Annotated in this window: 1 protein-coding gene; it reads left to right on the forward strand. The window is 34.7% G+C overall.

What is annotated here, in order from left to right; genetic code table 11:
- Nucleotides 1–138: 138 nt before the first annotated feature.
- Nucleotides 139–855 carry a ribonuclease HIII gene (gene rnhC / locus E2L07_RS14470; RefSeq protein ID WP_208402055.1) on the forward strand — a complete coding sequence of 239 codons (717 nt, stop codon included), beginning with the start codon at nt 139–141 and terminating at the stop codon, nt 853–855.
- Nucleotides 856–987: the final 132 nt, after the last annotated feature.

Consider the following 987-nt stretch of genomic DNA (forward strand, 5'->3'; position numbering starts at 1 on the left):
TTGACCGCTTTCAACCTACCAACTGAATGGTGCCTAAGCAGATGAAGGAGTTCGACTAGATTAGTATCTAATCTCGCTAACTTTATTTCTGGAATTGTGCGTGTACCACAGAAAGTGGTGAAGAGACTAAATTATGGTTTGCAGTTTCAAGTAAGGATTAAAAATAAACAAGGACTAATTAGGATTTATGAGAGTAAAAAGGGTGTTAGACATGATCTATCTCAAGTCAAGGATCAAGAATTAGCTTATTTAATAGAAAATGCACTTTCTAATGGGCAACAAAGGGCTAAAGAAGATCCTAATAATGGTACTATTGAGAAAAAAAGTGAGGGGATTCTGGAAATAGATTCTATAGAGGAGATAATAGGAACCGATGAATCCGGTAAGGGTGATTATTTTGGTCCTTTAGTTGTCGCTGGAGTTTTTGTTAATTCTGAGACGTACCGTAAACTTAAAAATATGGGGGTAATGGATAGTAAGAAGCTTGGTGATGACCAAATCAAGTTCCTGGCAGGTGAAATAAAAAAAATATGTCCATACTCGCTCGTGGTCATAGGAAATGAGAAGTATAATGAGCTTTATGAGAGAATTGAAAATTTGAATAAGCTTTTAGCTTGGGGACATGCAAGAACTATAGAGAATATTCTTCAGACTGTTAGTTGTAACTTCGCTTTATCAGACAAATTTGGTGATGAAAAGTTTATAAAAAAGGCCTTATTAGAAAAAGGAAAAGAAATAACGTTATTTCAGAGGACAAAGGCTGAAAGTAATATAGCTGTAGCTGCAGCTAGTATTCTAGCTAGAGATGAATTTGTAAATCGGTTACATCGTTTATCAATTAAATACAATCACTAGCGTTGCATAAAAGAAGATACTTAAAATCTGATTATTCTGTTATTTGTTCATTCTAGTAAATGAGCTAAAAAGACAACACCAAGGGAAAGGTGGCACTGTCCATTTGGTAAAATTATACAATTACACTTGGGC

It is taken from the genome of Halalkalibacterium halodurans (assembly GCF_004376175.1).
GTDB lineage: Bacteria > Bacillota > Bacilli > Bacillales > Bacillaceae_D > Halalkalibacterium > Halalkalibacterium halodurans.